Annotated in this window: 2 protein-coding genes; both read left to right on the plus strand. The window is 38.5% G+C overall.

Going from position 1 to position 1157, the window contains the following annotated elements; all coding sequences use genetic code 11:
• Window positions 1-229: hypothetical protein (locus tag DBR30_RS21335; RefSeq protein WP_219927557.1), on the plus strand; the 229-nt coding region annotated here is incomplete at its 5' end.
• 52 nt (window positions 230-281) lie between these two features.
• Window positions 282-1157 (plus strand): hypothetical protein (locus DBR30_RS09370; protein ID WP_146181373.1); only part of this gene is annotated, 876 nt, incomplete at its 3' end.

Consider the following 1157-nt stretch of genomic DNA (forward strand, 5'->3'; position numbering starts at 1 on the left):
CGAGTACAATCTCGCACCCCGAATATCCGGCGCATCTTCTTTAGATAGCCCCGGATATGCCGTCATCGGGTCGCGCTGCATTGAGCCTCCTCTCGGAGGGCATCTTGCACCGCAGCTCAACCACTACGATGCCATCAGGTGGCATCGTCCTGATTTGCAATCCGAACACACAAACAAAAATAACAATAAAAACAACCATTTACGACACTTAAAAAACCCATATACATAATTCTATACACGGTGGTAGTATCAGAATTGCATACGTATCAATGGGAGCAGTTATGGCTGGCTTGTCTGAGTTCTTGAGTCTGCAATCTCGGGAAGAATTGGAGCAGATGATCGAGAGGATGGTCTCTGAGCGTACAACTAAAGGGGAGCAATCCAAGCCCATTGGTCGTGTCACTCTTGGCAACGGGATCTCGCTATACAAACAAAAACAAAGCTCCAAGTGGTACTGTCGCGTTCATCAACCAAACAATGGCATATCTGATTATCGTCAAAGTACTAAAACAGTTGATTTAAATGAAGCTAAGGTAATGGCATATAAGATCGCATTTACGCTCGATAACAAGTTGTCCAATGGCATCCAAATAAAAAAGAACGTAATTTTTAAAACGATAGCAAATGAAATAATTGAGCTCTATAAAGATCGAAAAAAAGCTAATGATGGTTACTACGTTAGTGTGATAAGAAACCATCTAATTCCATATTTTGGTGGAATGGCAATTCAAGATGTTAACGAAAGATCAATCAGATTATTCTGGAGGCAATATGTCAAAGGACTTGTTGCAGCAAGAGAGGCAAAGGATATATTAGATTTTCAAGCAGGAAAAGAGCCGCAATCCCCTGAAGATATTGATGATTTAAAAAAATCGCTAGCACCCAGTAAAACTTTTAAAAATACTGTTCATATTCTATTGAAAAGGATTTTGAGTGAAGCAAAAGAGCAGGGGTTGATTTCATTTTTACCTGATATGAAGAATAAGGTTGATGCGAAGAAAACAGCAAAAATTGAGTACTGGGAGACAGATGAAATAGAACTAATTTTTAATAAACTTTCTAACTGGTGTAATGTAGACACAGATAATAAAAACAAAAAGATACTTTTTTTATATTGTAAATTCCTTTATTTGACTGGCGTCAGAACTGGTGAGGAA

The sequence above is a fragment of the Aeromonas sp. HMWF017 genome (assembly GCF_003061465.1).
GTDB classification, from domain to species: Bacteria; Pseudomonadota; Gammaproteobacteria; order Enterobacterales; family Aeromonadaceae; genus Aeromonas; species Aeromonas veronii.